Annotated in this window: 21 protein-coding genes; 11 read left to right on the forward strand and 10 right to left on the reverse strand. The window is 71.8% G+C overall.

All coding sequences use genetic code 11. The features are described from left to right. Positions 1–71: 71 nt before the first annotated feature. Positions 72–746: an endonuclease NucS gene (nucS, locus tag HHX35_RS25125; protein ID WP_139575885.1), complete on the reverse strand. Its 675-nt coding sequence runs from the start codon at positions 744–746 to the stop codon at positions 72–74. 208 nt (positions 747–954) lie between these two features. On the opposite strand from nucS, the gene HHX35_RS25130 reads away from it, so the two are divergent. From HHX35_RS25130 to HHX35_RS25140, 3 genes are all read left to right on the forward strand, one after another. Continuing rightward, positions 955–1,281, forward strand: coding sequence for an ATP/GTP-binding protein (locus HHX35_RS25130; RefSeq protein WP_220505850.1), 327 nt, complete (start codon positions 955–957; stop codon positions 1,279–1,281). 20 nt (positions 1,282–1,301) lie between these two features. Further along, positions 1,302–2,006 (forward strand): alpha/beta hydrolase, encoded by a 705-nt coding sequence (locus HHX35_RS25135; protein WP_182901190.1) that lies wholly within the window; start codon positions 1,302–1,304, stop codon positions 2,004–2,006. 79 nt (positions 2,007–2,085) lie between these two features. After that, positions 2,086–2,865 (forward strand): alpha/beta fold hydrolase, encoded by a 780-nt coding sequence (locus tag HHX35_RS25140; RefSeq protein ID WP_182901191.1) that lies wholly within the window; start codon positions 2,086–2,088, stop codon positions 2,863–2,865. Positions 2,866–2,954: 89 nt separating this feature from the next. Here HHX35_RS25140 and HHX35_RS25145 read toward each other — a convergent pair whose 3' ends face one another. Both HHX35_RS25145 and mce read right to left on the reverse strand, forming a co-directional pair. Beyond that, the gene (locus tag HHX35_RS25145) at positions 2,955–4,256 is read right to left on the reverse strand and encodes a DivIVA domain-containing protein (protein WP_182901192.1); all 1,302 of its coding nucleotides are present in this window, start codon (positions 4,254–4,256) and stop codon (positions 2,955–2,957) included. Between the two features lie 181 nt (positions 4,257–4,437). After that, positions 4,438–4,860 (reverse strand): methylmalonyl-CoA epimerase, encoded by a 423-nt coding sequence (gene mce, locus HHX35_RS25150; protein WP_139575889.1) that lies wholly within the window; start codon positions 4,858–4,860, stop codon positions 4,438–4,440. Between the two features lie 105 nt (positions 4,861–4,965). Between mce and HHX35_RS25155 the strand changes: the two genes are divergently transcribed. Beyond that, entirely contained in the window at positions 4,966–6,159 is a 1,194-nt protein-coding gene (locus tag HHX35_RS25155; RefSeq protein ID WP_182901193.1) for an acetyl-CoA C-acetyltransferase, read from the forward strand. Between the two features lie 12 nt (positions 6,160–6,171). Further along, positions 6,172–7,194: a methylmalonyl Co-A mutase-associated GTPase MeaB gene (meaB, locus tag HHX35_RS25160; RefSeq protein ID WP_182901194.1), complete on the forward strand. Its 1,023-nt coding sequence runs from the start codon at positions 6,172–6,174 to the stop codon at positions 7,192–7,194. Positions 7,195–7,290: 96 nt separating this feature from the next. On the opposite strand, the gene HHX35_RS25165 is transcribed toward meaB, so the two are convergent. Next, positions 7,291–8,010 carry a DUF4230 domain-containing protein gene (locus tag HHX35_RS25165; RefSeq protein ID WP_310739292.1) on the reverse strand — a complete coding sequence of 240 codons (720 nt, stop codon included), beginning with the start codon at positions 8,008–8,010 and terminating at the stop codon, positions 7,291–7,293. Positions 8,011–8,234: 224 nt separating this feature from the next. Then, a complete protein-coding gene (locus HHX35_RS25170; protein ID WP_182901195.1) occupies positions 8,235–10,337 on the reverse strand; it encodes a hypothetical protein in 2,103 nt (700 codons plus the stop codon). Between the two features lie 377 nt (positions 10,338–10,714). On the opposite strand from HHX35_RS25170, the gene HHX35_RS25175 reads away from it, so the two are divergent. Then, complete coding sequence (locus tag HHX35_RS25175) at positions 10,715–11,260, forward strand: MarR family winged helix-turn-helix transcriptional regulator (RefSeq protein WP_139575893.1); 546 nt, start codon at positions 10,715–10,717, stop codon at positions 11,258–11,260. Here the strand turns inward: HHX35_RS25175 and HHX35_RS25180 are convergent. After that, the gene (locus HHX35_RS25180) at positions 11,250–11,435 is read right to left on the reverse strand and encodes a hypothetical protein (RefSeq protein WP_182901196.1); all 186 of its coding nucleotides are present in this window, start codon (positions 11,433–11,435) and stop codon (positions 11,250–11,252) included. The genes HHX35_RS25175 and HHX35_RS25180 overlap by 11 nt on opposite strands. A 13-nt stretch (positions 11,436–11,448) precedes the next feature. After that, positions 11,449–13,185: a S8 family serine peptidase gene (locus HHX35_RS25185; RefSeq protein ID WP_310739293.1), complete on the reverse strand. Its 1,737-nt coding sequence runs from the start codon at positions 13,183–13,185 to the stop codon at positions 11,449–11,451. A gap of 196 nt (positions 13,186–13,381) precedes the next feature. Here HHX35_RS25185 and HHX35_RS25190 point away from each other — a divergent pair, with 196 nt between their 5' ends. Continuing rightward, the gene (locus HHX35_RS25190; protein WP_182901197.1) at positions 13,382–15,064 is read left to right on the forward strand and encodes a methylmalonyl-CoA mutase; all 1,683 of its coding nucleotides are present in this window, start codon (positions 13,382–13,384) and stop codon (positions 15,062–15,064) included. 25 nt (positions 15,065–15,089) lie between these two features. Here the strand turns inward: HHX35_RS25190 and HHX35_RS25195 are convergent, their stop codons facing one another. Next, entirely contained in the window at positions 15,090–16,475 is a 1,386-nt protein-coding gene (locus HHX35_RS25195; RefSeq protein ID WP_182901198.1) for a pyridoxal-dependent decarboxylase, read from the reverse strand. Positions 16,476–16,541: 66 nt separating this feature from the next. On the opposite strand from HHX35_RS25195, the gene HHX35_RS25200 reads away from it, so the two are divergent. After that, entirely contained in the window at positions 16,542–17,009 is a 468-nt protein-coding gene (locus tag HHX35_RS25200) for an Lrp/AsnC family transcriptional regulator (protein ID WP_182901199.1), read from the forward strand. Between the two features lie 18 nt (positions 17,010–17,027). Here HHX35_RS25200 and HHX35_RS25205 read toward each other — a convergent pair whose 3' ends face one another. Further along, positions 17,028–17,534: a DinB family protein gene (locus tag HHX35_RS25205; protein ID WP_182901200.1), complete on the reverse strand. Its 507-nt coding sequence runs from the start codon at positions 17,532–17,534 to the stop codon at positions 17,028–17,030. Between the two features lie 129 nt (positions 17,535–17,663). On the opposite strand from HHX35_RS25205, the gene HHX35_RS25210 reads away from it, so the two are divergent. From HHX35_RS25210 to HHX35_RS25220, 3 genes are all read left to right on the forward strand, one after another. Beyond that, a complete protein-coding gene (locus HHX35_RS25210) occupies positions 17,664–18,578 on the forward strand; it encodes a tetratricopeptide repeat protein (protein WP_182901201.1) in 915 nt (304 codons plus the stop codon). A gap of 236 nt (positions 18,579–18,814) precedes the next feature. Then, a complete protein-coding gene (locus HHX35_RS25215; protein WP_182901202.1) occupies positions 18,815–20,224 on the forward strand; it encodes an NAD-dependent malic enzyme in 1,410 nt (469 codons plus the stop codon). Between the two features lie 101 nt (positions 20,225–20,325). Further along, entirely contained in the window at positions 20,326–20,901 is a 576-nt protein-coding gene (locus HHX35_RS25220) for a YqgE/AlgH family protein (protein WP_139575901.1), read from the forward strand. Between the two features lie 96 nt (positions 20,902–20,997). Here HHX35_RS25220 and HHX35_RS25225 read toward each other — a convergent pair whose 3' ends face one another. Next, positions 20,998–22,401 carry a cellulase family glycosylhydrolase gene (locus tag HHX35_RS25225; protein ID WP_182901203.1) on the reverse strand — a complete coding sequence of 468 codons (1,404 nt, stop codon included), beginning with the start codon at positions 22,399–22,401 and terminating at the stop codon, positions 20,998–21,000. Between the last annotated feature and the right edge of the window lie 258 nt (positions 22,402–22,659).

Consider the following 22,659-nt stretch of genomic DNA (forward strand, 5'->3'; position numbering starts at 1 on the left):
TGGAACACCAACGGCCGGTGGACTCGGTTGTCCTCCTTTCGGAGGACAACGGCGGGTGCCACACGCCCGGCTCAGAAGAGCGTCGGATTCTCCGGCTCGATGCCGCGCAAGGCGTCGTAGTCGAGCGTCACGCACTCGATGCCGCGGTCGGCGGCGAGCACGCGGGCCTGCGGCTTGATCTCCTGGGCCGCGAAGATCCCCTTGACCGGAGCCAGGCGCGGGTCGCGGTTGAGCAGTTCGAGGTAGCGGGTGAGCTGCTCCACGCCGTCGATGTCGCCGCGCCGCTTGATCTCGACGGCGACCGCGCCGCCGAGGTGGTCGCGGCACAGGATGTCCACGGGGCCGATGGCGGTCATGTACTCCCTGCGCACCAGCGTCCAGCCGTCCCCGAGCGTGGTGATGTGCTCGGCGAGCAGTTCCTGCAGGTGCGCCTCGACGCCGTCCTTGCGCAGGCCCGGATCGACGCCCAGCTCGTGGCTGGAGTCGTGCAGGATCTCCTCGATCGTCAGCACGAGCTTCTCACCGGTCTTGCCGTGCACGACGGACCAGGTGACAACCCCGTCGATCGTCTCCTCGCGGACCTTGCAGGGAGGGTTCATCCAGTTCAGGGGTTTGAACGCGCGGTCGTCGGCGTGTATCGACACGCTTCCGTCCGCCTTCATCAGGATGAGCCGAGGTGCCATGGGGAGATGGGCGGTGAGCCGTCCCACGTAATCCACGCTGCACCGCGCGATGACCAGCCGCATGTGCGCCAACCCTACCGGGGTTGCGGAGGTCCGGAGGCGTTCTGGGACACTGTCCGGCATGGCATGGACGTCGCGGGCGCTCGGAGTCGCCGGGTCCGGCGGCTCGTCACGGCCCGCGTCCGGGGCATCCGCGCGTACGCCGGCCGAGCCGGTGCTGGAAGAATGGGCCGTCATCTCCCGTTCTGCCTGACATGAACCCCCCGGAAGGATGCCCGCCGTGAGTCCCCGCCGTGCCCGCCGCCGCGGCCCGTTCGAACGCCAGGACGGCCATGCCGTACGGCCGGTGGGCCCCCAGGTGGCCGGGGTGGACCGCGTGGAGAGCGCGCACGACGGCGAGTGGGTCGTCCGCAACGTCTCCGGCGCCGCCCAGGGCAAGGCGTACCGGTGCCCGGGGTGCGAGCAGGAGATCAGGCCCGGGCTGCCGCATGTGGTGAGTTGGCCGGCCTGGTCCGGGGGAGAGGACGAGCGGCGGCACTGGCACACCACGTGCTGGCGCAACCGGGCCAACCGGGGTCCGGGCCGCAGCCGTTACTGACACGAGCTTTCGGAGTGGGAATGGACATCAGGGCGTCCACGGTGCTGCCTGCCCGGCGCGAGGACATCGAGCTGCAGACGGCCGACGGGCTCACTCTCGTCGGTGAGGTGGCGTCGCCGGAGAGCCGGCCGCCGGTGGCGACGCTGGTCTGCCTGCATCCTCTGCCCACCCACGGCGGGATGATGGACAGCCACGTGCTGCGCAAGGCGTCCTACCGGCTGCCCGCGCTCGCCGACATCGCGGTGCTGCGCTTCAACACCCGCGGCACGACCTCCGACCGGGGCACCTCACAGGGGTCCTTCGACGGCGGCGAGGGGGAGCGGTGGGACGTCGCCGCCGCCCTGGAGTACGCCGACTTCCACGACCTGCCGAACCCCTGGCTGGTCGGCTGGTCGTTCGGCACCGAGCTGGCGCTGAAGTGGGGCCGCGACCCGATCGTGCGGGGCGCGATCCTGCTGTCGCCGCCGCTGAAGCGGGCCGGCGAGAAGGACCTCGTCGCCTGGGGCGAGTTCGGCCGCCCTCTGGTGGCCCTGGTGCCGGAGCACGACGACTACCTGCGGCCGGAGGAGGCCGCACGCCGGTTCGCGGCGGCGCCGCAGGCGGAGGTCGTCGGCGTGGAGGGGGCCAAGCACCTGTGGGTCGGCGAGCCGTACGTGCGGATCGTGCTGAACGAGATCGTCAAGCGCGTGAACCCGGCCGCCGCGCCGCTGCCGACCACGGTCTGAGCGTGGCGGGCGGGCCGGCTGGGGTCGCGAATCGGTGACGAACGGCGGCGGCGGGCGCGCGGCGCGTTACCGTGACCTGATGCAGCTCTACTCGCGATCCGCCGGGAGCGGCCTGCCAGTCGTCCTGCTCCACGCGTTCCCCCTGTCCTCCGCGATGTGGCTCGCCCAGCGCGAGGGGCTCGCACCCGTCTGCCGGGTGATCACCCCGGACCTGCGCGGCTTCGGCGGAACGATGCTCGGTGACGACGAGCCCTCGATCGACCTCATGGCCGACGACGTGGTGCACCTGCTCGACCAGGAGGGCGTCGACCGTGCCGTGGTCGGCGGCCTGTCCATGGGCGGCTACGTGGCGATGGCGCTGTGCCGCCGCCACCCGGACCGCGTACGCGGCCTCGTCCTCGCCGACACCAAGGCCCAGGCCGACCCCGAGCCGGCCCGGGCGAACAGAGAGCGGATCGCCGCCGCGGTCCTGGAGAGCGGCACGGGCATCCTCGTGACCGAGTCGCTGCCCCCGATGCTCGGCGCGACCACCAGGGAGCGCAGGGGGATGGTTCTCGGGCGCGTACGCGGGCTCGTCCAGGCGGCGCCGCCCGCGGCCGTCGCGTGGGCCCAGCGGGCGATGGCCGCGCGGCCCGACGCGTTCGGCACGTTGCGGTCTCTGACCGTTCCGGCGCTGGTCGTCGTCGGCGACGAGGACGAGCTGTCGCCGCTCCCGGACGCCCAGGCGATGGCGGAGGCCATCCCGCAGGCACGGCTCGCCGTCATCGAGAAGGCGGGCCACCTGTCCGCCATCGAGCAGCCAGAGGCGTTCAACCGCGTCGTCGCGGAGTTCGTCAAGTCCGTCGACGGACTCGACTAAGCAGGGAAGCGGGCGCGGACACGACAACGGGGCCCGGCGGTGCCGGGCCCCGTTCGTTCAGCCGTCAGACTCCCCGAATGCGCCAGTGACTACTCCTGCCACCACTCCGCGTCGTCGTCGCTCTTGGTGGAGCTGATCGGCTCGACGGACGGCGTGGCGGGCACGGCCGGCTTCTCCACGATCGGCGGAGCCGACAGGGCCGGCTTCGGCGGGGCCGCGGTGACGGGCGCCGGCTCCGAGTCCATGCCCGGCAGCGGGGCGCCGCCGAGCAGCTGACGGAGCTGGGCGAGGTGGCTGGTGATGCTGTCGCGCTGGCGGGTGAGCTCGTCCACCTGGCGCTGCATCGCCGTACGGGTGCGCTCGGCCTCGGTCTTCGCCTCGGTCACGATCGTGTCGGCGCTGGTCTTGGCGTCGGCCACGAGCTGGTCGGCGTTCTTGCGGGCGTTGGCCAGCAGCTGCTTGGCGTGGGTGTCGGCCTCGCGGCGGGTCTGCTCGGCCTGCTGCGTGGCCTTGGCGGCCCGCTGCTCGGCGGTGGCGGCGCGCTGCTCGGCCTCGGCGACCAGCTTCTGGGTGTTGGCCTGGGCGGTGGCGTGCCGCTCGGCCTCCTGACGCTCGGCCTCCTCGCGGCGTGCGGCGAGCTGGATCTCGAACTCCGCCTCGTCCTGGGCGCGCTTGGCCTCCGACTCCTCCAGGATCCGCTGCGCCTGGGCCCGCATCTCGTCCGCCTGACGCTTGGCCGTGGTGAGCACCTCGTCGCGCTCGCGCTTGGTCGAGGCCCGCAGTTGGGCCACCTCGCGCTCGGTCGTGGTGCGCAGCTTGGCGATCTCGCGCTCGGCGTCCGCCCGCTTCTCCGCGACCTCGTGGTCGGCGGTGGCGCGGATCTTGGCGACCTCGCGCTCGGTGGTGGCGGTCAGCTCGTCGGACTCACGCCTGGCCGTCGACCGGATCTCCTCCGCGTCGCGCTCGGCGGTGCTGCGCATCTCCTCGGCCTCGCGCGCCGCCAGCGCCCGCTTCTCCGCCGCCTCGTTCTCCGCTGCCGCCCGCAGGTCGGCGGCGTCCACCTTGGCGGCGGCGCGGATCTCGTTCGCCTCCGACCTGGCCGCCTGGACGAGCTCGGTGGCCTGCTCCTCCGCCAGCCTGAGCAACTGCTCGATGCGGGCGCCGAGACCCGAGTACGTCGGCCGCTCCTGCTCCTGCAACTGGCGCTGCGAGTCGGACAGCTCCCGCTGGAGGGCGCTGACCTGTTCCTTGGCCTGACGCAGTTCGGTGTCGAGGGTCTTCAGGTGGTCGTGGACCTGGTGCCGGTCATAACCCCGGAGCACCACGTCGAATTCGCGAGATGGGGCGTCCTCGAAGAAGTTGTTGAGCTGGGCGTCGATGTCGGACTGCATGAGGCTCGATCCTGGTTGTCGAGACGGCTACAGGGGCCGGACGGGGGGTCGGTTCCGAGGCGAGGAAGCCGGTCTGGCGTCCACGTCCGGTGGTACGCCAGCGTACTCCGGTACTGCCGCCTTGGAGGTCCCCTCCGACTTTCTGCGCGACTTGTTACGAATGAACGTTTCTTGCGTTTGCCTAGCGCCTGGACGTCTCGACGAGCTCGGTGAGAACCCCTCCCACGTCCTTCGGATGCAGGAACGCGATCGAGGCTCCCATCGACCCATGCCTGGGCCGCTCGTCGATCAGGCGCACGCCCTTCGCCCCGATCTCCTCCAGGGCCTTGGTGACGTCCGCCACGCCGTACCCGATATGATGCACGCCCTCGCCCCGCTTGGCGAGGAACCTGCCCACGGCGGTGTCGGGGTGCAGCGGTTCGAGGAGCTGGACATACGACGCGCCCTGGTCGCCGTCGGCCACGTGCAGCATGGCCTCGCGGACGCCCTGCTCCTCGTTCACCTCCCGGCTGACGACGGTCAGGCCGAAGACGGACTCGTAGAACTCGATCTTCTCTTCCAGGTTGTGGCAGGCCACGCCCACGTGGTCGATTCGCAGCAGCATCGCCGTCTCCCCTCGCCGTTCCCGTCCCGCCGCCCGCTTCCGGGCGGCCTTACTACTCATGGGTATGGTGACACCGTCGCCCCGATCTCGTAGTGGAGGGTCTCAATGTCTGGTTCCGTCATCGTCGCCGGAGCACGTACACCGATCGGACGGCTTCTCGGCTCGCTCTCCGACCTGTCCGCCGTCGAGCTGGGCGGGATCGCGATCAAAGCGGCGCTGGAGCGGGCGGGCGTCTCCCCGGACCGGGTCCAGTACGTGATCATGGGGCAGGTGCTCCAGGCCGGGGCGGGTCAGATTCCCTCGCGCCAGGCGGCGGTGAAGGCCGGCATCCCCATGACCGTGCCCTCCCTCACCATCAACAAGGTCTGCCTGTCGGGTCTCGACGCGATCGCGCTGGCCGACCAGCTCATCCGCGCGGGCGAGTTCGACATCGTCGTCGCGGGCGGCATGGAGTCGATGACCAACGCGCCGCACCTGCTGCCGGGTCTGCGCAAGGGCGTGAAGTACGGCAGCGCCGGGATCCTGGACGCGATGGCCTACGACGGCCTCACCGACGCGTTCGACCAGATCGCGATGGGAGAGTCCACCGAGCGCCACAACGCCAGGCTCGGCCTGACCCGGGAGGAACAGGACGAGTTCTCGGCGCGGTCGCACCAGCGCGCCGCCGAGGCCACCGAGAAGGGCCTGTTCGACGACGAGATCGTCCCGGTGCCGCTGCCGCAGCGCAAGGGTGACCCGGTGCTGTTCTCCGCCGACGAGGGCATCCGCAAGGACACCACGGCCGAGGCCCTGGCGAAGCTGCGCCCGGCATTCACCAAGGACGGCACCATCACGGCCGGATCGGCCTCGCAGATCTCCGACGGCGCCGTCGCCGTGGTCGTCATGTCGAAGGCCAAGGCCGAGGAGCTGGGCCTCGAATGGCTGGCCGAGATCGGCGCGCACGGCAACGTGGCCGGACCGGACAACTCGCTGCAGTCCCAGCCCGCCAACGCCATCACGCAGGCGCTGGCCAAGCAGGGGCTGGCCGTCGACGACCTCGACCTGCTGGAGATCAACGAGGCGTTCGCCCAGGTCGTGCTGCAGTCGGCGAAGGAGCTCGGCGTTCCGCTCGACAAGGTCAACGTCAACGGCGGCGGCATCGCGCTCGGCCACCCCATCGGCGCGTCCGGCGCCCGGATCGTGCTGACGCTGGCCCATGAGCTGAAGAGGCGCGGCGGCGGCCTCGGCGCGGCCGGCCTGTGCGGCGGCGGCGGCCAGGGCGACGCGCTGATCATCCGGGTTCCCGCGCCCGGCGCCTGATCGGAGCCGCAGGTGGACGTCCGTGAGCTTGTCGGTCAGGCGCGACAGGGACGGCCGCGCGCGGTGGCGCGGCTGATCTCGCTGGTGGAGAACGCCGTCGAAAACGCCGCGAACGCCGAGAACGCTGCGCAGGCCGCCGGTTCCGCCGGGGGAGACGCGGCGGCGCCCGCGGCGGCGAGCCGCACGCTGCGCGAGGCGATGGCCGAGCTCGCCACCGGGGCCGCCCGGCCGCACCCCGCCAGGGTCATCGGCCTGACCGGCTCTCCCGGCGTTGGCAAGTCGACCTCGACCGGCATGCTCATCCGGGCGTTCCGCAGGCGCGGCAGCACGGTGGGGGTGCTGGCGGTCGACCCGTCCAGCCCGTTCACCGGCGGCGCCCTGCTCGGCGACCGCGTCCGCATGCAGGACCACGCGACCGACCCCGGCGTCTTCATCCGCAGCATGTCGAGCCGGGGGCACCTGGGCGGGCTCGCGTGGGCCACGCCGCAGGCGCTGCGCGTGCTGGAGGCCGCCGGGTGCGACGTGATCCTCGTCGAGACGGTCGGCGTCGGGCAGGCCGAGGTGGAGATCGCCCGCCTGGCCGACACGACCGTCGTCATCCTCGCGCCCGGCATGGGCGACGGCGTGCAGGCCGCCAAGGCGGGCATCCTCGAGGTCGCCGACGTGCTGGTGGTGAACAAGGCCGACCGCGACGGCGTTCAAACGACCGTGCGGGAGCTGCGGAACATGACGGGCCTCGTCGAGACGCCGTGGCGCCCCCCGATCGTCACGACCGTCGCCTCCAAGGGCGAGGGCGCGGACGACCTGCTGGCCGCGCTGGACAAGCACCAGGCATACCTGGAGGAGTCCGGCGAGGCCCGCAGGCGGCGGCTGGCCAGGGCCCGGGACGAGATCGAGGCCATCGCGCTGGCCCAGCTCCGGTCGCGCTTCGCCGTGCTCCACGGTGACCGCCTCGACGCGCTCGCCGAGCGGTTGCTCGGCGCGGAGACCGACCCCTACGCCGCCGCCGACGACCTCATCGCCGCACTGCGCTGAGGTATTCGGGCTGAGGTATTCGAGCTGAGGCATTCGGGCTGAGGTGCCGGGCCGAGCCCCGGCCCGTACGGCTCTCGCATCGCGGCGGCCGACGGGTCAGGGCTCGCCGTCGTACTTGACCTTGATCGTCGTGAAGCCGAGGGACTTCAGCATGCCCTCCATCATGGCCTTGGCGTTCTGGTCGGCCCGGGAGCGCAGGTCGCTGGCGGTGGCCGCGTCGGCGATCTTGCGTTCGGCCAGCACGTAGAGCTCCTGCTGGTTCTGCGGCGAGGACGACAGGAAGTCGGAGATCCGGTCGAAGATGCCCCGCTCCTGCGCGAAGACGTACGACCGCTTGTTGTCGAGGTTGGGCTTTTCCAGCTCTGCGTGCGGCAGCCGCACCGTCACCGCCGTGCGGTCGGGGGAGACGGTGAAGGCGTCCTTGGGCAGCGTGGAGAAGTCCACGTAGGCGTCCACGGTGCCGGCGCCCACGAAGAGCGTGCGGGAGCCCTTGATCGCGTCTGGGAGGAACTTCGCGTCCTTCTCCAGGTCGACGATGACCTGGAAGTCGCCGGTCGCGGCCTCGAAGCGGCTCAGGTTCTGCACCGACCGGAGCAGCGCGGGGCCGCTGCGGTCGATGGTCTGCTCGCCCAGCGGGTTGAGCCAGGACCAGGTCAACCGGGCGCCGACCACGAGCAGCAGGATCACGAACAGCAGGCCGGCGAGCACCCGCCAGCCGCGCCGGGAGCGGGGTGCGGGGGCCCCGGCGCTCGCCGTGGCGTCGGTGGCGGCGCCGGAGTCGGCCGGCGCGAACGAGGGACGAGTCTGACGGTCCACGGGGGGAATCTTCCCGGTATTCCCGCGATCTCACGTTCGACAAGATCAATTCTGTCTGCAGGCCGTGCTTCGGTCCTCCCAAACCCGTCTTTTGTCCGGACCGATGGCCGGATCGGCCTCCGCCGCCACGCTCACGCCCCGGCGCGGGTGGCCGGGCGCGGCCTCGCCCACACATCCGGCGGTCTGCCGCGCCCCGCCCGGTTCTGCCCGGCGCGGGGCGCGGACTATGCGGCGGGGGCCAGAAGCGTGCCGGGTACGCCCGCCACGCCGGGGTCGTCCTGGGGGCTCGCGTCGCGGGCGTCGATGTCGTCCGTGGCAGGCCGGGCGGGGTCCGTGTCACCGGCCCGGTCGCCGTCACGATCGCCGACTCGACCGCCGTCACGTCCCCCGGGGCGGGCGGTGTGTCCGGGGCGCCCGTCGTGCCCGTTCCGGCCGGGAACCGTGCCGCCGGACCGCGGACGGCCGGGCCGGTGGCCCTGGGCGGGTGAGGGGCTCGCGCCGCCGGGCCGTTCCTGCGCGCCGGTCTGCGGGCGGCCGGGCCGGCTCTGCGCGGGTGACGGGCTCGCGCCGACGCCGCCGGGCCGTTCCTGCGGGCCGGGCGCACTAGGCCTTTCTTGTGTTCCGGGCCTTTCCTGTGCTCCGGACCGGTCCGGGGATGCGGCGTCACCGGACCTGCCGGTCCTTCCGGGCCGCCAGGGGTGCGGCGACCGTCCCGGGCCGGGGGCCCAGGGGCCGCCTCTCCGGGCGCCTTCGCCGTTCGGCGTGTCCCACGGACCCGGGTAGTCCGGGTAGCCCGGGCGGCCCATCGGCCCCTGCCCCTGCCCCATCGGGCCCTGCCCCATCGGGCCCTGCCCCGCCGGATCCTGGCCGGCGGCGCTCGCGGCGGGAGACGGCCACACCGGGGCGGCCGGACTCGGGCCGGTCCATCCCGGACCGGTCTCGCCGCGCGGGCCCGTGCCTTGCTCCCAGCCGGGGTCGGGGCCGGTCGGCATGCCGGTGGCGACGACCGTACCCGGAGGTGACGGCTCGACCGGATAGCCCGGCGCGTACGCGGGAGTGGGGTTCACCGGATAACCCGACGCGACGGGGTCGGCGGGCCGGGTGCCGCCGCCGAAGTGCTTGGCCTGCAGGCCGCAGGAGACGAAGTCGGAGTAGAACATGCGAAGCCAGTCGCGCCGCTGGCCGTCGCTCAGTTCGGAGAACCAGATGGCCGCCTCGTGGTGCTCGCGCAACGGCCCGCTGGGCAGCGAGACATCCCGCAGCCAGGCGACCACGATGGCCCGGTAGCCCGCGGCCACGGTTCCCGGGCAGGGGCGGGCCAGGCGGTCGAGGAACTCGGTGGCCGCCTGCTGGGCGTACCCGGACCCGAGGTCGTCGATGTGGACGACGACCACTCCCCGCCCCGCCGGGTCCTCCTCGCCGTATGCCCGTTGCTCGACCCTCTTGAAGGCGGCCGGCGTGCCGTCCAGCTTTATCGCGAGCCTGGTGAACACGCTGGCGAGCTCGGCCAGGCCCCCGCGCAGCGCCGGATGCACGCAGACGCTGATCGGCCATTCCTGGCAGACGAGGCGTTCGCTCACCGTTATCGTCCGCGGCACGGTGACGAGCCGGGCCGCGCCGGTGCCGGCGGCCAGCACGGCGATCACCGCGGCGGCCAGCGCCAGCGTCCGCCGGGTCACCAGGGCCACCCATCCGAGGAGCAGCGCGGTGCTGAGGCCCAGCAGCCACAGCGTCTGGTCCGCGTAGGCGGTCTCGCTGACGCCGGAGAGCAGGTCGTACGGCTCCCCGGTGGCGGGCGCGAGCCGGTCGCCCCAGTTGGGCCCGGTGGCCAGCCAGGTGAACAGCCCGAACGTGCCGGCTCCCGCGATCAGCGGGACGACGACGACCGGCACGAGCCAGCCGAGGATCCAGCCGACCACGACGTACAGCCCCAGCCCGGCGACGGACATCGCGAGACCGCCGGGCAGCAGCGGCCCGCCCTGCCCGGTCAGCGCGGCGCGCAGCCCGAGCAGCAGCACGGTGGCCCCGAAGGAGCCGGTGACGACCGCGATGATCGACAGCGGCGCCCTGGCGGCCCGCCACGGCGTCAGGACACGGCCCTTTTCCGCTCGGCGCCTGCGGAGCGCGACCCAGGCCGCGAACGCGGCTCCGAGCGGCCCCGTCAGGCGCAGCGAGCCGATGACGGCCGCCACTATGTCGTCCCAGTCCATGAAACCGGGAATGAGGACGCTCCACGCGGCGACGAGCGCGAGCACGAACAGCACGGTCGCCGCGACCAGCGCGCCGTGTCTCAGCTCACCGCGTGAACCGCCCCTATGCTCACCCACAGCGGGGCGCGGCCCCCGGCCACGCCGCCGAAGTCCGGCGCGCATGCGGCGCCGGGACAGCGATGCTGTCCATTGAGAATCTCCCCCGTGTCTGTGTGAGCGGTGCGCGAACCCACGCCGTTCCCCGTGGCGCTGGTTCGCCGGCCGGCCTCGCCTCGCCCGCTGTCGGACGCGTCCCCCGCGGACCCCCGTCCGCGAGACGTCCTCTAGCAGACGGGGTTCCCCGTGCCGCCGGGTTTGCCGCCGCCTCACCTTTCGACGTGGCAACCATAACGGAGCGTGACCCGTACGGGGGGAGTTCTGGGGTCAAGGAATGAATCCGGTTACGCTCGGTGCGCCGGTCGATCTTGGCGGGCGTCGCGCTACCGTATATCGCTGTGTCCGTTCCGCCCAGCTCAGAGCCACCGCCCACGGGTGGCCCCCGGCCGCTCAAGCTCCCGTTCGACCCGATCGAGCGGGCTGCCGAGACCTGGCGTTCGACGTTCGGGCCGTCGTCCGCCATGGCCGCCGTCACTTCGATCATGAGAGCCCATCAGATCCTGCTGGCGCAACTGGACACGCTGCTCAAGCCGTACGACCTGACCTTCGCCAGGTATGAGGCGCTCGTGCTGCTCACGTTCAGCCGGGCCGGTTCGCTGCCGCTGTCGAAGATCGGCGAGCGGCTGATGGTGCACCCGACGAGCGTGACCAACACCGTGGACCGCCTCGAACGGGCCGGCCTGGTCCGCCGCATGCGCAACCCGCGGGACGGCCGCGGTGTGCTCGCCGAGATCACCGACGAGGGCCGCGACATCGTGCGGCGGGCCACGGCCGACCTGATGAACGCGGGTTTCTGCCTGGGCATGTACGACGACGCCGAGCTGGACGAGATGTTCGGCCTGCTCAGGACCCTGCGTGTCGCCGCGGGCGACTTCAGCTCCTGACGCGGCCCTGCGACGGCATCTCGAGCGAGCCCCGGATGAGGGCCGGCAGTTCGGGCGCGGCCGAGGTCTCCTCCAGTGCGGCGCGGGGGTCGCCGCGGTCCTCGCCTGTCTCGGCGGTCCGTGATCCGCGCCGCGCGGATGGGCCGGTGGCGCACCGCCGCACGGGGTGCGCCACCGGCGGGCGTGTATCAGTGGCCGACGGCGCGCAGGGCGTCGACGATGCCCCTGCCGTAGAAGCCGTTGTCGTCGGCGGCGCCCTCACAGGTGTGCGTGGCGGTCGCCGTGGTGCCGTCCGGCAGGTGGCGGGTGTAGGTGTAGGCGGACGGGTTCGGGCAGGCCGTCCTGGTGGCCGTGCCCTTGAGGATCGCCTCCACCTTGTCGGGGTCCAGCGTCAGGCCGCCGTGGGCGCGGTCGTGCTTGCCGTACCGGCTGACGATCAGCGCCGCGACGCCGGCCGCGCGCGGTGAGGCCATCGAGGTGCCCTGCAGGTACTGGTAGTAGGCGCAGACCGAGCCCTCGCAGTCCTTCACCACATACGGCACCGTCGGGTCGCCGTTCTCGTCGATCTCGCCGTTGGCGACGGCGAGCGCCTTGGGATAGGCCGAGAGCGTCGCCTTGGTGATGTCCCTCGTGTCGCCGGGGGTGTCGTAGACGTCGCCACCGGGCGAGGCCACGTCGACGTAGCCGTTGCCGTAGCTCGAGTAGTAGGCCTTCCGCTTGCTGATGCCGGTAGAGGAGACCGAGATCACGTGCTCGGCCTCACCCGGGAGCGAGACGCAGGACGGGGGGATGGTCCGGGTCCGCTCCGTCTGCTGGCCCGGGAAGGTGGCGTAGTCGGGGCTGCCGGCGTCGACGTTCGTCTTGGTGTAGTCGATCGCCTCGTTGCCGGCCGCGCTGACGAGCGTCACACCATGCGCGTGCGCGTAGTCGATCGCCCGCTGGGTGGCGGCGATGTACAGCCGCTGCTGGGCCTGCTCCTCCGGGCTGTCGGCAGGGTTGTCGGCGCAGTTGAACAGCCACGGGTCGATGTAGTAGCTCATGTTCACCACGTCGACGCCGATGTCGCCCGCGTAGGTGAGGGCGTCGACGGTGGGCTGGAGGAAGAAGTAGCCCGAGTCCTGGCCGGCTCGCAGGTTCACGATCGTCACCTTCGGCGCGACGCCCGAGATGCCCAGCTTGTTGATGGGCGCGGCGATCGACGAGGCGACGTGGGTGCCGTGGCCGTCCTCGTCCACGTCGTTCGGGTCGGTGCAGGAGCCGTCGGGGTCCTCCTCGCACGGCCCGTCGATCGTTGCGCCGTTGGCGTCGGCGGGCAGGTCGACGGTGAAGTTCCGGCTCAGCCCGCGGTCGAAGTTGGGCGCGATGTCGGGGTGCGAGCCGTCGACACCGGTGTCGAGGATGCCGACGAGGACGCCCTTGTTCCCCTGCTCGAACCTGTGGGCCTGGTCCGCGTGGATCTGCTTCATATCCCACTGCAGGCCGGCGAGCGGCTCGTCCTTGACGCCGCGGCCCCACTTGGGGCCCGTGGCGCCGCCCCGGCCCTCCTTCTCCACGGCCTTGCTCTTGGCCGCCTTCGCCACGGCCTTCCGCGCCGCGGCGGAAGCCTTCGCGTCGTCCGGCACGCTGCCGATTACTCGGTTGCGGGTGACCCCTTCGATGGCCGCCGCGTCCTGCAGGGCGGCCGCGAAGTCGGCGTTGGTGGTGCTGACCGTGGCCAGCCCGACCTCGGTGTTCACCTTGATCACGCTGCCGCCCGCCGCTTCGATCGCCTTCTGGGCGTCCGCGGCGGACGCGCCTTCCTTGTACAGGACCACGTATTCGGTCCGGGCCGCCGACCCGGCGGCCGCTGGTTCGGCCTGCGCGGGTATGGCGAGGGTTGCCGCCACCATCGCCGCGGTCGCGGCGACGACTGTCAAGCGCTTCACATCCACCTCCGTGTGGACTTCAAGGGCGCTGACCATGGTTGAAGATTTCCTCGCTCTGTCAAAGGTCCGTGACAATTCGCGACCAACGTGTGACATAGCCGCGGGGAGGCGGCCGGTCGGCCGGGGGAGCGGTGGTGGCCGAATTTATTAGGACGTCCTAGTATTTTCTCGGAGAGTGAGACCCGGGGAGGGGTACATGAAGCCGGATGCGACGAGCGCCGAGGCGACAGAGGCGGGCAGGGCCCGCTGGCAGGCGCGGTACGACGCCGCCTTCAAACGGGACCGCGAGTTCCGGACCCTGTCGGGGCTGGAGGTGGACCCCGTCTACGGGCCGCCCGGGGAGGACCCCAGGGCCGAGCGCATCGGCTGGCCGGGCGAGTTCCCCTTCACCCGCGGCCTGTACGCCACCGGCTACCGCGGCCGTCCCTGGACCATCAGGCAGTTCGCCGGGTTCGGCAACGCCAGGCAGACCAACGAGCGCTACAAGATGATCCTCGGCGCCGGGGGCGGCGGCCTGTCGGTGGCGTTCGACATGCCGACGCTGATGGGCCGCGACTCCGACGATCCCCGCTCGCTCGGCGAGGTGGGCCACTGCGGCGTGGCGATCGACTCGGCCCTCGACATGGACCTGTTGTTCGACGGCATCCCGCTCGGCGAGGTCACCACGTCGATGACGATCAGCGGGCCCGCCGTGCCGATCTTCTGCATGTACGTGGTCGCGGCCGAGCGGCAGGGCGTGCCGGTGGGGAAGCTCAACGGCACCCTCCAGACCGACATCTTCAAGGAGTACATCGCGCAGAAGGAGTGGCTGTTCGCACCCGAGCCGCACCTGCGGCTGATCGGCGACCTGATGGAGTTCTGCGCCGCCGAGATCCCCGCGTACAAGCCGCTGTCGGTGTCGGGCTACCACATCCGCGAGGCGGGGGCCACGGCCGCGCAGGAGCTGGCCTTCACGCTCGCCGACGGCTTCGGCTACGTCGAGCTGGGCCTGTCGCGCGGGCTCGACGTGGACGTGTTCGCGCCGGGCCTGTCGTTCTTCTTCGACGCGCACATCGACTTCTTCGAGGAGATCGCGAAGTTCCGCGCCGCGCGGCGCATCTGGGCCCGCTGGATGCGCGACGTGTACGGCGCGCGCACCGAGAAGGCGCAGTGGCTGCGCTTCCACACCCAGACGGCGGGGGTGTCGCTGACCGCGCAGCAGCCGGACAACAACGTCGTCCGCACCGCGATCGAGGCGCTGGCGGCCGTGCTCGGCGGCACCAACTCGCTGCACACCAACGCGCTGGACGAGGTGCTCGCGCTGCCGTCGGAGAAGGCCGCCGAGATCGCGCTGCGCACCCAGCAGGTGATCATGGAGGAGACGGAGGTCGTCAACGTCGTCGACCCGCTGGGCGGCTCCTGGTACGTCGAGGCGCTGACCGACCGGCTGGAGGCCGAGGCGGAGAAGACCTTCGCGAGGATCCGGGAGATGGGCGGCGACGGCACGATGACCGCCGGCATCCTCCGGGGCATCGAGGACGGCTGGTTCATGTCGGAGATCGCCGAGTCGGCCTTCGACTACCAGCGCAAGCTGGAGAAGGGCGACAAGCGGATCGTCGGCGTGAACTGCCACACCTCGACCGTGGAGCAGCCGCTGGAGATCCTGCGGATCAGCCACGAGGTCGAGGTCGAGCAGCGCAGGGTGCTGGCCGAGCGGCGCGCCGCGCGGGACCAGGAGGCCGTCGACGCGGCGCTGGCCGCCCTGCGGGCCGCGTCCAAGGGCGACGACAACATGATCCCGCCCATGCTGGAGGCCGTACGGGCCGAGGCCACGCTGGGCGAGATCTGCGACGTCCTGCGCGAGGAGTGGGGCACCTACTCCGAGCCCGCCGCTTTCTAGACTCCGGCCAGGGCGGTTTCCAGAGTCAAGACAGGGCTGCGACGCGGTCAAGGAGGGCTTCGAGGGTCTTGTCGTCCGTGGCCGGGGCCATGACCGTCACCCGCAGGTGGCGGACGCCCCCGAGCTCGGTCGAGGTCAGATGGAAGGAGCCCTCCTCCAGCAGGGTCTCGCGAATGGCGGCCTGGTCCCCGTCGCCGTACCGGAAGCAGACGATGTTGCTCTCCGGCTCGTACGGGCAGTGGAAGCCGGGCCGTTCGCGGGCCAGTTCCCAGAAACGGCGCGCGGTGGCGTACCGCCGCGCCACGTGCTCGCCGAGGCCGCGCTCACCCCGCCAGGCCAGGTTGAGGAAGACCTTCAGCCCGAGCGCGGCCTTGGTGCACTCCACGGTCCTGCCGATCAGGTCGAACCCCTGGTCGCCGTAGAACAGGTAGCTGGCCCGCTGCCGGAACGCGGCGTCCAGGTCGCCCTCGCGCCGGACGAGCACGGCCGCCGCGAGGCCCGAGGTGCGCAGCATCTTGTGCGCATCCCAGATGACGGAATCGGCCAGCTCGACGCCGTCGAGCAGGTGGCGGTGCTCGTCGCTGAGCAGCGCCGACGCGCCGTGCGCGCCGTCCACGTGGAACCACAGGCCGTGCTCGGCGCAGAACTCGCCGATGGGCCGGAGGTCGTCGTACAGGCCGGTGCCGGTGGCGCAGGCGGCCGCGACCAGGGCCATCGGCCGGCGGCCGGCCCGACGCACCCGGTCGAGCCCCTCGGCCAGCCGGGCCACGTCGATCCTGCCCAGGTCGTCCACGTCGAGCGGCACGACCGCGCGCTCGCCGAGACCGAGGATCGCCGCCGCCCGGGTGATCGAGTAGTGCGCCGACGGCGGCGCGAGGACGGCGAGATCGCCGGGCACGCCCTCGGTCCACGCGTCCGGCGCGGCGGCGGCCCGCGCGGCGAGCAGCGCGGTCAGGTTGGCCAGCGACCCGCCGTGGGTGAGCACGCCGCCGCCCTCGGGGAAGCCGACCTTGCCGAGCATCCAGCGCAGCACCTCGAACTCGACGGTCGCCGCCGCGGCGCCCATCTCGTAGATCGCCATCGGGTTGTTGATCGCGCCGTGGACGAAGTCGGCCAGCGCGGCGGGGAAGTCGGGCGCGGCCGTCTGGTGGGCGAGGTAGGCCGGATGATGCAGCCGCGTGCTCTCCGCGAGATACGCGTCGAGCCACTCCCGGTAGCTCTCCGGGGTCATGCCGCCCTCCCGGATCCAGCCGGCGAGCCCGAGCCGCCCGGCCAGTTCCCCGGGCGGCCTGCGGCGGATCACCGGCGCCGCCCCGTCCTGGCTCTCCCGGACGTACGCGGCGAGCCCCTGCACGGTCACCTCTGCGGCGTGGACGAAGTCGTCGATGTCCCATGCGTGATTCGGCGTCATGCCGCGATGATGGCCGTCGCGGACGCCCGTCCGCCATAGAGGCCGAATCGACGAAGGGAACAAGGCGTGAGCGCCGAACTGGATTCGACCGACAGGAAGATCCTGGAGCTGCTGCAGAAGGACGCGCGGCTGCCCAACAAGGATCTCGCCGAGCAGGTCGGCGTCGCCCCCTCCACCGCTCTCGAACGCGTGCGGTCGCTGCGCCGGCGCGGCCTGATCACGGCCTTCCGCGCGGAGGTCGACACCCAGGCGCTCGGACGGCCGCTGGAGGCGCTGCTGGCGCTGCGCGTGCGGCCCCATACGAGCCAGCTGGTGGACCCGCTGCGAGCGTTCGTGCTCGGGCTCCCCGAGACGATCGCGCTGTTCCACGTGGCCGGCCCGCAGGACTTCCTGGTGCACGTCGCGGTGCCCGACGCCGATCACCTGCACCGGCTGATCCTCGAGCGCATCCTGGTCCGCCCGGAGATCGTCCATCTGGAGACGACGCTGATCTTCCGTGTCGAGCGCAGGACCGTCCAGGGCCCGGTCGGCTGAAGGCGGGGACGGTCGGTCTCAGACGCCCACGGTCCCGTCGACGCCCTCGCGCAGGAAGTCGGCGTGGCCGTTGTGCCGGGCGTACTCGTGGATCATGTGCAGCATCACCAGCCGCAGCGAGACCTCCTCATCCCACCGGGGCTGGTAGGCGGTGACGTCGAGCGACTCCGCCGCGCGCTCGATCCTGCGGGAGTGCTCGACCTCCGCCTGCCAGGCGGCGAACGCCTCCGCGCCGGTGGACCCGCTCGGGTCGTACGCCGCCTGGTAGTCGCCCTCCTCCGACCAGACGAGCGGCACGTCCTCCTTGGCGATCACACGGCGGAACCACGCGCGCTCGACCTCGGCCATGTGCCTGACCAGGCCGAGCAGCGTGAGCGTCGACGGGGGCATCGACCTGCGGCGCAGCTCCTCGTCCGACAGGCCGTCGCACTTCAGCGCGAGCGTGGCCCGGTGGTAGTCGAGGAACGCCCGCAGCATCTCGCGCTCACCGGCGACAGTCGGCGGGCCGATGCGTTCCACTGCCATGTCCTGCTCCCTCCATATGGCGTTTTGTGCGTCGTTCACCCTACGGCGGGCGGCGGTCCGCCTCGCTCGCCGGAGGAAGGCGGCGGGGATCGCACGGATCACGCGGGCGGGTACGGCAGGATTGGGGGTATGGCAGCGGAGTTCTCTCGACCTGGATCGCTCTACGGCGCCGTGGACCTCGGCGCGCGCAAGCAGGCACTCGAGGCCCAGGCGCGGCGTGAGGCCGCCGGGCCGTCCGGAGCCGCCTCGGCGGACGTCATCGAGGTGACCTCGGCCACCTTCAACGCCGACGTGGTGGAGCGCTCCCTGAGCGTTCCCGTGATCGTCGAGGCGACGGTGACCAGGGCCGAGCAGGTCCGGCAGTTCAGCGGCGTTATGGAGAAGCTGGCCGCGGAGGCGGCGGGCGCGTGGGTGCTGGCGAGGGTGGACGTGGAGGCCGACCCGCAGCTCGCCCAGGCGCTGCGGATGCGCACCGTGCCCACCGTCTATCTGGCCTTCCAGGGGCAGCTCATGCCCCTGTTCGAGGGCCCGTTGCCGGAGTCGCAGCTCCGGCAGGCGTTGGCGCAGGTGTTCGAGCAGCTCGGCATGGAGCCGGCCGCGCCGGGCGAGGACCAGCCCGCCGAGCCGCCGGTCGACCCCGAGCTCCTGGCGGCCGAGCAGGCCGTGGAGAAGGGCGACCTGGACGCCGCGGCCGCGGCGTTCGAGCGCCTGCTGGCGAGGTCGCCGTCGGACGAGGGCGCGAAGATCGGCCTCGCGGGGGTCGGGCTGCTGCGGCGCACGCAGGACCTCGATCCGGCCGACGTGCTGCGCCGGGCCGCCGGGAACACCGACGACGTGGACGTGCAGACGCAGGCCGCCGACCTGGAGATGGTGAACGGCCAGGTGGACGAGGCGTTCGACCGGCTCGTCGCGCTCGTGCGGCGCACCCGGGGCGCCGACAGGGACAAGGCGCGCGTCCACCTGCTGGGGCTGTTCGACGCGCTGCCCGCAGACGACCCGTCCGTGACGCGGGCGCGCAGGGCGCTGGCCAGCGCGCTTTTCTGACCGGTTCCCGCCCGCGCCCGCCCGGCCCTGGCGGCACGGCGGCGCGCGGGCGGGGGACGGCGCGTGGCGGAACAGCACGGGTAGGGGCTGAAACACCCCGCCGAGGATGGCACGATGGATAGCACCCATGAGCCGTCCAGCCGGATGCGCGAGCGTGGCCGCCCCGCGGAGGCCGCGCCCCACTGGAGCAGCCGGGAGAGCACGGCCAGGCATCACCCGCAAAGGAGCGGATAGACGTGGCCACCGTGCCCAGCGTGTCCTACTCGATCACCGTGCGCCTCGAGGTGCCCGCAGGGGGCAAGGCGGTCAGCCTGCTCACCCACGCGGTGGAGAACGCGGGCGGCGTGGTGACCGCCCTCGACGTGACCAACGCCGGTCACGAGAAGCTCCGCATCGACGTGACGTGCGCGGCCAAGGACGCCGACCACGTGCAGGCGATCGTGGACAGCCTCGGCGCGGTCGAGGGTGTCGCGATCCACAAGGTCTCCGACCGGACCTTCCTCATGCACCTCGGCGGCAAGATCGAGATGCAGTCGAAGGTTCCCCTGCGCAACCGCGACGAGCTGTCGATGGCGTACACCCCGGGGGTGGCGCGGGTCAGCCTGGCGATCGCGCGCAACCCCGAGGACGCCCGCCGCCTCACGATCAAGCGGAACTCGGTCGCCGTCGTCACCGACGGCTCGGCCGTCCTCGGCCTCGGCAACATCGGCCCCGCCGCCGCACTGCCGGTGATGGAGGGCAAGGCCGCCCTGTTCAAGCGGTTCGCCGGCATCGACGCCTGGCCCATCTGCCTCGACACGCAGGACGTGGACGAGATCGTCGCGACCGTGCGGGCCATCGCGCCGGGCTTCGGCGGCATCAACCTGGAGGACATCTCGGCGCCGCGCTGCTTCGAGGTGGAGCGCCGGTTGCGTGAGCTGCTCGACATCCCGGTCTTCCACGACGACCAGCACGGCACCGCCATCTGCGTGCTCGCCGCGCTGACCAACGCGCTGAAGGTCGTCGGCAAGGAGCTTTCCGAGGTGCGGATCGCGATGGCCGGCGCCGGCGCGGCCGGCACCGCCGTCCTGCGCCTGCTGATGGCGGCCGGGGCGAGGAACGTCGTCGTCTGCGACTACCGCGGGGCGGTGCACCTGGGCCGCGACGATCTCGACGACTCGCTGCGGTGGATCGCCGAGCACACCAACAGCGAGGGGTACGGCGGCGACCTGCGCGGCGCGGTCAAGGGCGCCGACGTCTTCATCGGCGTCTCCGCGCCGGGGATCCTGACCGGGGACGACGTCGCCGCCATGGCGAAGGACGCGGTGGTGTTCGCGCTGGCCAACCCCGAGCCGGAGGTCTCCCCGGACGACGCCCGCGAGCACGCGGCGGTCGTGGCCACGGGCCGGTCGGACTACCCCAACCAGATCAACAACGTGCTGGCGTTCCCGGGCGTGTTCCGCGGCCTGCTCGACGCCCAGGCGGACGGCGTCACGCCGGAGATGCTCCTCGCGGCGGCCCGCGCGCTGGCCGCGGTCGTGTCAAGCGAGGAGCTCGGTCCCAACTACATCATCCCCAGCGTCTTCCACCCCGACGTGGCCAACGCGGTGGCGGCGGCCGTACGAGAGTCGGCCGGGGGCAAGGCACGCGGCTTCACCGAGGCCTGATCGGCCACCGATCGGTGACGGCGCCGTCACGATAAGTAATATGACGCGGCAAACCGGGGTCGGCGTACACGAATCCGCAATCCTCCCTCATGATGGGATGTATGGCGGAGGCGATCTACGTCGGCGGGTTGCTTGTAGCGACGCCACTGCTCGACGACCCCAACTTCCGGCGTAGCGTGGTGCTCGTCCTGGAGCACGACGAGGACGGCGGCACTTTGGGTGTGGTGCTCAACCGGCCCAGCGAGATCGCCGTGACCCAGGTCTTACCATCCTGGGACGCCCTGGTCACGGGTCCTCCGGTGCTCTTCGAGGGGGGCCCGGTGCAGACGGACAGCGCGCTCGCGCTCGCCGTCGTGCTCAGCGGCGAGGAGCCGCTGGGCTGGCGCCGGCTGCAGGGCAGGGCGGCGGTCTCACGCCTCGGCACGGTGGACCTCGACGCGCCCCCGGAGATCCTGGCGGGGGAGATCTCCCAGATGCGGATCTTCGCGGGCTACGCGGGCTGGACCGGGGGACAGCTCGAGAACGAGCTCCAGGAGGGCGCCTGGTACGTCGTGGACTCCGAGCCGGGGGACACCTTCCACCCGAACCCGGCCACGCTGTGGCGCACCGTGCTGCGCAGGCAGAAGGGGGACCTCGCACTGGTCGCCACCTTCCCCGACGACCCCCTGCTCAACTGATCCCCCCGGCACGCCCCGCCCGGGCCGCGCGGTGACAGGCGGTGACACGCGGAGGCCGGGCGCGGGGAGCGCGCCCGGCCACATGGGTGAGGCGTCTCAGCTCGCGGTGCAGCTCACCGCCGGCACCGCGTTGGTGCCGTTCCAGGAGCCGAGGAACCCGAACGAGGTGGACGCTCCGGCGCCGAGGCCGCCGTTGTAGCTCACGTTCTTGGCGGTGATCGACGATCCGCTCGACGTCACCGTGGCGTTCCACACCTGGGTGATCGTCTGGCCGTTGGCGTACGTCCAGGTCACGGTCCAGCCGGAGATGGCGCTGGAGCCGGCGTTGACGGTCACCTCGCCCTGGAAGCCGCCGCCCCACTGGTTGGCGACCTTGTACGTCGCCGAGCAGCCCTTGGCGCCGCCGCTCGGGGACGGGCTGGGGCTCGGGCTCGGGGACGCGCTCGGCGAGGCGCTGGGGGACGCGGACGGGCTGGGGGAGGCGGACGGGCTGGCCGACGGGCTCACCGGCGGCTGGCCGCTGTAGATCGTCGCCTCCTTCGCGGTCGACTTGATGCCGTTGGCGCCGTTGAAGAGCCGCTGGCCCCAGGAGGTGAGCTGGTTGACGTTGAAGTTCGTGACCTGGTCCAGGTATTCGACGCCGCCGCCGTTGCCGCTCCACGACCAGCCGAGGTAGCCAACGCCCCGCGACTGGGCCTGCGACATGATCGTGTCCTCGTCCGGGTCGCCGTCCGAGTGCATGTTGCCGAACTCGCCGATCACCAGCGGCAGGCCGGCGGTCTGGAACGCCTGGAGGTAGCCGGTGACCTCGGCCGCCGTGTCGAAGACGCCGTACATGTGGATCGAGAAGACGGTGTTCTTCTGGGGGTCGCTGTCGAAGACCGATGCGGCGTTGTCGCGCATGACGAACTGCCAGTCCTGGCCCCAGTTCGGCGCGTCGACCATCAGCAGGTGCTGGAATCCGGCCGCCCGCATCCTGCTGATCGCGCTCTTGGTCGCGCTGGTCCAGGCGGACGGGTTGTTGTTGCCGTACGGCTCGTTGCCGATGTTGATGACGACGTAGTTCTCCTGGCCGGTCAGCACGCTCTTGAGGCCGACCCAGTAGTCGACCGCCTGGTCGAGCGTGTACGCGCCGCTCTGCTCGCCGTAGCCGGTGGTGTCGTGGTTCTCGAGCACGCAGATTAACCGGTTCTGCTTGCACAGGGAGATGACGTTGGCGACGTCGCTCGCCGAGTTGGCCGTCCAGCGGCCGCCGCTCAGCACGACGCGGACGGTGTTCGCGCCCAGGGACTTGATGTTCGCGAACGAGCTCGTCTGGCTCGGATACCAGGTGTGGGCGTGGCTGGTGCCCCGCATGATGAACTGGTTTCCGTTGGCTTCGAGCACCTTCGTGCCGCTGACATGGAGTCCGGTGGCGGCCTGCGCGTTCTGGGTCATCGCGACCACCGACATCAGGAGGGCGAGGAGGGCCGCGCCCGCGGCGATGAAACGTGTTCTCATTCTGTACCTCGGGTGGGGGGACTCGGCGCCGATGGAAGCGCCGCACGCACCATAGGCAGGGGGAGCCGGGACCGTACAGGAGACGGCACTCGCGCGCTCACCGACGGGCACGGCCCTACTGAACCGGTTCGGCAGCGCGTGCCATCGGACCAGCGCGATCTCCCGCCGCGGGCCCTCACCTGGGCCGTGTCATCCCGATGAAACGTTCACCGAGCGGCCTCCGCGCGGGGGGTGCGGAGGCCGTCTGTAGAGTCGGCT

Source organism: Microbispora sp. H10830 (genome assembly GCF_014161375.1).
Taxonomy (GTDB): domain Bacteria; phylum Actinomycetota; class Actinomycetes; order Streptosporangiales; family Streptosporangiaceae; genus Microbispora; species Microbispora catharanthi.